General features: G+C 38.1%; 6 protein-coding genes. All 6 read right to left on the bottom strand.

Going from position 1 to position 6,960, the window contains the following annotated elements:
• Positions 1–199: 199 nt before the first annotated feature.
• Complete coding sequence (locus tag RM545_RS15720) at positions 200–421, bottom strand: DUF6095 family protein (protein WP_311496241.1); 222 nt, start codon at positions 419–421, stop codon at positions 200–202.
• 12 nt (positions 422–433) lie between these two features.
• Positions 434–1,246 (bottom strand): DUF4249 domain-containing protein, encoded by an 813-nt coding sequence (locus RM545_RS15715; protein WP_311496240.1) that lies wholly within the window; start codon positions 1,244–1,246, stop codon positions 434–436.
• A 1-nt stretch (position 1,247) separates the two neighbouring features.
• On the bottom strand, positions 1,248–3,620 hold the full coding sequence (locus RM545_RS15710) for a TonB-dependent receptor (RefSeq protein ID WP_432264590.1): 2,373 nt from the start codon (positions 3,618–3,620) through the stop codon (positions 1,248–1,250).
• 61 nt (positions 3,621–3,681) lie between these two features.
• Entirely contained in the window at positions 3,682–4,908 is a 1,227-nt protein-coding gene (locus RM545_RS15705) for a multidrug effflux MFS transporter (protein ID WP_311496239.1), read from the bottom strand.
• A 172-nt stretch (positions 4,909–5,080) separates the two neighbouring features.
• A complete protein-coding gene (locus tag RM545_RS15700) occupies positions 5,081–6,034 on the bottom strand; it encodes a glycosyltransferase family 2 protein (RefSeq protein ID WP_311496238.1) in 954 nt (317 codons plus the stop codon).
• Positions 6,031–6,945 (bottom strand): glycosyltransferase family 2 protein, encoded by a 915-nt coding sequence (locus RM545_RS15695; RefSeq protein WP_311496237.1) that lies wholly within the window; start codon positions 6,943–6,945, stop codon positions 6,031–6,033. The genes RM545_RS15700 and RM545_RS15695 overlap by 4 nt, the downstream gene beginning before the upstream one ends.
• Between the last annotated feature and the right edge of the window lie 15 nt (positions 6,946–6,960).

Here is a 6,960-nt window from a genome sequence, read left to right as displayed (position 1 = left end):
AAAAAGGGAAGGAACTATTCGTGCAAACAATCTGTTTCTCAAAAAGTATCTTTCTGGTTATTTTAAGATGATACCTTAAAAATTACAATTATCGATCCCTAGTAGAAATTTTTGCGTGAGGGATAGGAGCGGCTACCGTGTAGCGCGGATAGCCCGGCCCGAAGGGCACGCCCAAATAAAAATTAACAATGAAGTTTTTCTAGTCGAATAAGGCGTTCATCACTGTTATAATTCCTTTAAAGATAAAGAAAATGGCTGCTGCAGCAACTACAATTCCGCCTATGAGGATTGGGATATATAAAGGTTTGTCCTGATTATTAAAAGCACTGAAAATCACAGAGGGACCTACTACTATAAGTGGCATGGCAATTAGAAGATACTTAATTCCTTTTCCCAGGACATCGCGGTTGGTATGCTTCATATCAATACTTGTTTAATCTACCACATAAGTCGTGGTAGCGACCTCTGATAGTCGGAAATATCCAAGGGGATAGTTTTCCTGATTTGTCTGGTTCACAATATTACCTTTTAATGTCGCTGGCTTGGTCTCAAAAGGACCACCCGAATTTGTACCTATCTGGGCACGTAATACAAATAAATATTCATAATATGCCCTGGAAATACCAGCCATTTCTATGAATATTTCATCCCCGGGTTCTATGTCTTCGTCGGAGTAATAGCCGAAAATCTGGTTACCGTTATTGAACTGATCTTCATAGATTTCAAAGATAGTTCTTTCTTCTTCAAAGGAAAACATATAGAAATTTTCTTCATCTGCAGGATCGGTATAATAGGCTTTAATTTCTATTTCGTCTCCCGCAAATCCTCCGCCTGAAGTTTGTTCCACAAAATCTATGTCTACGACAGGTGCCAGTCTTTCTGTAGCCATGTAAAGCTGATCGTTATATACGACGCTTAGCTGGTACTGCATGCCAACAACAGGTTTAAAATCAGTAATTTGATAATATCCATCTTCGGTATGGTAGAAAACATATACTTCTCCCTGTTCATCTCTTATCTGGACCTCAGCATTGGTAACAGCCGGCACTTCGTCCTGATAATAAGGGGCGGTTGTTGTTAATCGGATAAATTGCAGATTCCCTTGAGTTCCTTTAATCCACTGGATAGAGGCATCTATAACAAGGCGTGGCTCACTTTCCTTTAAATCTATTTCTATCACGTCTTCGCAGGAAAAAAGCAAAAAAATGATAGGTAGTAGGAAGGTTATTTTTAGTGCTTTTTTCATTTTAGAATTTAAAGTTGTAAGTAACGGAAGGAATTATCCCAAAGAGGGATAGCCTCACAGCCTCATTTCTCTGGGTGTCAAGATTCTCACGGAAAGAAATGGAATATGCATTTTTGCGATTATAAATGTTATAAATTCCGAAATTCCATGAGGATTCATAGGACTTGTTTCCATTTTTGTTTGGGGTGAAAGTTGCTGAAAGATCCATCCTGTGGTACGCCGGGAGGCGATTGCTGTTACGGCTTGCATATACCGGTACAGAGAGGTTCATATATTCATATCTACCGTTAGGGTACGTAGTGGCTAAGCCAGTCTGGAACACGAGGTTGGCATTCAATTGCCACTTTTTATTCAGATCGTAAGAAGTGGTAAGACTTAAATCATGTGTTTTATCAAAATTTGTATTGTACCATTCTCCGTTGTTTATTCCGGATTCATTTGGTGTGCGTCCGGGGGTTTGTTGTTCGGATCTTGAAAGGGTATACGCGAACCAACCTGTAAATTTTCCGGTATTCTTTTTCAGCAAAACCTCAAGTCCGTATGCCCTGGCCCTCCCGTTGAGGATTGCGGTTTCTATGGCATTATTGGCAATTAAATTAGCACCATTCAGATAATCAATCCGGTTTTGAATTTTCTTGTAAAAGCTTTCTACTTCCAGGGAAAATGCGCCATTATCTATGTTACGGAAATATCCCACAGCTACCTGATCCAGGATTTGAGGCTCAATGTAAGGTCCGCTGGGCGTCCAGACATCTGTAGGAGTAGGGGAGCTGGTATTTGATATAAGGTGCAAATATTGTGTCATACGGTTATAACTACCTTTAACCGACTGATTTTTTTTCAATTTATAGGAGATAGAAAATCTTGGTTCGATATTGAGAAAGGACTTAAGCACTTTGCTCCGGCTATCACTGCGCACTCCAATTGGAGTGGCTTCGGAATAAATATCCTGAGCTTCATTATATACTACCGGAAGATCATCTTCATATAAATTCAATTCGTCCTGTCCTAAACGCAAGAAACTGCTAAGCCGCGCTCCATATTCCGCTGTAATTTTATCTGAAATATCGTGTTCTACAGAAAAGTATAAGGCATTTTCCACAGCGTATTTATTATTGAGTTTTAGATAATTAATACCTGAATCTTCACCGGTAGGTATAATTTCACCGGGATTAAAGATGTAGTACGTGCTATGCAGTCCGTATTTTAGCTGGAACTGGTCGTTAAGATAATGGTTGAAATCATATTTCAAATTGATGTTCTTTATTCCGCTGTCCCAGTTAAACTGTACAAAATTCAGCTTTAAGCCGTAGTAATAATCACTATAGATCAGGGATAAGTTACTGAAGAGATTGTCAGAATTTAAGCGGTTCCATCTGAGGTTTAAGACCGTATTACCATACGTATTTTCAAAATTTTCACTGATATTAAAAACATCTCTTCCAAAATATCCGGAAAAAAGTAGTTTATTTTTAGCATCAATTCTGTAATTCAGCTTCGTATTGAGGTCGTAGAAATAAGCAGAATTTTCATTATCTGTTAGCTTCAGAAACAAATGCGCATAGGAACTTCTTCCGCCAATTAGAAAAGAACCTTTGTCTTTTACAATAGGACCTTCAGCCAACAGCCGACTGGAAATGATGCCTATACCGCCCTGCGCTTTAAATTTTTTACTGTTACCATCGCGCTGATAAATATCCAGAACCGAAGACACCCTGCCCCCGTACTTTGCGGGAATCCCTCCTTTGTATAGCTTTAGATCTTTTATCGCATCTGGATTAAATACAGAAAAGAATCCAAACAGATGGGAGGAATTAAATATTGTAGCTTCATCCAGAAGAATTAGATTTTGATCGGCAGCGCCTCCCCGTACATTAAATCCGGAAGAACCTTCACCTGCATTTGATACTCCGGGAAGTAGAAGCAAAGATTTTACTATATCCACTTCTCCAAAAACCACGGGTAATTTCTGAATGGTATTTATAGAAAGTTTGTTCACGCTCATCGCGGGACTTTCAATATCTATACGTTCGATATCATCAGAAATAACTACTTCTTCCAGGCTTTCAGACGCTTCGGTCATTTCAAAATTAACCGAGATATTCTGGTTTAGATTTATTTGTCTGGAAATGGTTTGATATCCTATATAAGAAATCTGAATATTATAAGTGCCTTCCGGAAGCTTAATTGAAAAAAATCCATACTCATTAGTGACCACTCCGGTACTTTCTGAAGGGACAAGGACGTTTACGCCAATAAGTGTTTCATTGCTCGCGACGTCTGTGATTGTACCGTTAATAACAAATGTTTCCTGGGCATCAACACTAAAAAATGATAAGCAGAATAAGAGAAGTAGCAGCTTTTGGATTTCCAATTTTTTCTGTAAAGATACATTACAGTAGTCTAACTAAAAAAGCTTTAGCATTTGTTGATAGCTAGTTTTCGATGAGAGCCAGCCTCTTCTTTTCTTTACCTGAAAACCGAAACAATAAAAGGAAACTTATGAACAAACAAAATAACAGTATGGTGGCCAAAGGAATCACACCTGGACTATGAAAAAGGCTAATTGCGAAAGAAGCCAGTGCTCCAAGTATCATCTTAAGACTTCCAATTAATGCTGAAGCTCTTCCGGCTTTAGTGGCAAAAGGCTCGAGGGAGAGTGCAGTGGTGTTGGGATTTTGAAAACCAAGTAAAAATAAGATGCAGAAGAGTAGCGCCACTGTAGCGTAGAAGTTTGGACCTGCTAATCCGTTGAGCAAAAATAGAAGGGCCAAACCAACCAACAGGATACTATTAAAAAATGTAATCTCAAAAGTGGAAAATCTTTTGAGGAATAAACGATTTATCTGGCTTCCGAGAATTAGACCGGCCGCATTTATGCCAAACAACATCCCGAATTCCTTTTGAGTAAGATCAAAATTTCCCATGAAAAGTTTTGGAGCATCAGATATATAAGCGAACATGGCCCCAATCGTAAAACTTCCTGCCATAGAAAAACTCCAGAATTTTTCGTGGGTAAGAATATCCCAATACTTCTGAAGAACCGGACGTGCCCGTAATTGTACTTTTTTGTTAGGAACTACACTTTCCGGTAGAAATTTATACACACTTAGGATCATCAAAAAGCTGAATAGTGCCAAAAATAAGAAAATGGTTTTCCAGCCCAGGCTTTCAATAATAAAACTGCCAACAGTGGGAGCAATAATAGGAGCACCACCCATGATTAACATGAGAACAGATATTGCGCCGGCTACTTCGTTTACAGGAAATATGTCCCGGACTACAGCCTTTGCGGCAACCATCCCGGCGGCTGCACCTATGGCGAGAAATAAACGTGATATGATTAACCACTCTAAATTTGGAGAGTAAAAACAGCTTACTGCAGCAAAAAAATATATGAACAGACCTGTTAACAAAGGGATCTTTCGTCCATATTTATCCATTATTGGACCATAAGCTAACTGTCCCAAAGAAATTCCTATGAAGTAACTGGTTAAAGTAAGCCCTACTTTGCCAATAGTGGTATTAAAATCCTCTGCTATTCTCGTGAAGCCGGGGAGGTATGCATCTATGGAAAAAGGACCCAGTGCAATGAGGGTTCCCAGAACTACCAGAATAATTGATTCTTTCTTTTTATTTCTTTCGCCTAACGGATTTTGCATCTTGCAAAGCTCGTAAATCAAAGGCTTCTAGAAAGGTGCCATTGGTTGTTTAACTTATTCTTAGTATGCTTATAAGGATATCGCAGTTTTTAAAAAATATCTTTTAAGAATTAGAAAGTTGTAAGGAAATAATTTAAACTTATGATAAAAGGATTCTTTCTATTTTCTAAAATTAATTAGATTTTCCGCTTTTTAAAGAAACCTGCTTTACGAAAATTTTGTCTCTTACTTTGGATTGCAGTTTCAATAGTTTGAAAATATAACTGCGCGTGCGATTAAGAAAAAAATCCTGATTATTTTGGATCCATTCCGGATGCTTATCTTTTAGAGAAGAAAATAATGTCGCTTTTGCCTGCCTGACATAAAAATGATTTCTAATCTTCAATTTTTCTGATATTGCCTCGTCAATCAAGCTCCAGCTTTTAATGTAGTTATCTATGCCTTCTTTTGTGTCTCTTTGAGTGCTTATGCGATTTCCACTGCCAGTGCGGTAGAGCACGTAAGCTTCTGGACAAAAGATTATTTCTGAAGAATTTAAAATTACGCGGGTGAAAAATTCCCCATCCTGGTTTATTTTTAATCTACTGTTCCATACTCCCGATTCTTTAATTAATAACCGGGGCACTAAATATGTCTGTATAGGTAGATAGGTAAACCATTTTGCAAAACTGTCAAGGATTTCTACAGGGTTCTTTGTGCTGAAGTAAGAAGCCAGTCCTTCATATAAACGGGGATGCTCCCACTTGGGTTTCAATCCGCCCCATTTGCAGGTGGCAAGGCTCAGCGGAGAGGCTTTCTGTAATTTTTCTAGCTGAATTTCAAATTTGTTTAAGCCAAGTACATCATCAGAATCAAGAAACTGTATATACTCCCCTGAAGATTTTTCGATCCCGATGTTTCTGCAGGTACATGCCCCTTTTTCTCTGGTTTCTGGTCTTTGAAAGTATTTAAAACGCCTGTCCTGGAGATAGTTTTTCAGTACTTCTGAAGTATTATCTGTAGAGCCGTCATCAATAATTAGGCATTCCCAGTCTCTAAAAGTCTGATTGTGTACCGAATCCAGAGTCTCACTTATAATATGAGCTCTGTTAAAAGTGGGAATTATTACTGTGATTTTTGGATTCAAAAGATGGTTTTCAATTTTGCCGAAGTTTTCAGGAAATAATAGTTAAGCAAAGACATCCGGGAATGAAAGAAGTCTGGATATTGTCTGATAACGGTCGGATTATATTTTTTCATGCGTTTATAAAAATTCAATTTCGCCTGCCTTACAAGAACGTGATTTTTCACTCCGGTACAATTAAAAATTGTGCTGTCATTAAGTGTCCATGCTTTTATGTAACTGGCTATACCTTTCTCACTTAACTGACCATTTAAACGATTGCCCGCTCCTTGTTTATATACTGCGTAAGTGCGGGAAGAGAAAAGAATTTCAGAACTATTTAGGATCATACGGCATAGAAATTCCCCATCGTCGCTAACCGTCAACTCTTCATTCCAGTTTCCGGCTTTTTCTATAAGGGATTTTGGAAGAAGGTAGACATGTAGCGGGAAGTAAGTAAATTCTTTTCCAAAGGTCTTTAGCAACTGTTGGGGGTTTCCAGTACTGTAATAAGTGGGGATTTTTTTATGAATCTTAGCGGCTTCCCACTCAGGTTCCAATCTTCCCCATTTTGAAGTTGATATGGCATTTGGTATAGATTTTTTTAGGATATCTGTTTGTTCTTCCAGTTTATTTTTAGCAACTAAATCATCAGAATCAAGAAACTGAATAAATGTTCCTTTTGCTTTTTCCAGTCCTATATTACGACAGGAAGCTGCACCTTTGTTTCTCTGGAGAGGCCGTTTAAGATAAATAAACCTGGGATCTCCCAACAATTTTTCTTCTAGAAATTCTTCTGTTCCATCTGTAGAGCCGTCGTCAACAATAATACATTCCCAGTTCCTGAATGTCTGATTAACTATACAATCAATAGTTTCTCCAATCGTATGAGCACGATTAAAAGTTGGAATAATAACAGAAACTTCGGGTTTCATCTTATACAGTTTATT

The sequence above is a fragment of the Autumnicola lenta genome (genome assembly GCF_031846515.1).
In the GTDB taxonomy this organism is placed as follows: domain Bacteria; phylum Bacteroidota; class Bacteroidia; order Flavobacteriales; family Flavobacteriaceae; genus Autumnicola; species Autumnicola lenta.
This window is presented reverse-complemented; position numbering and strand designations above follow the sequence as displayed.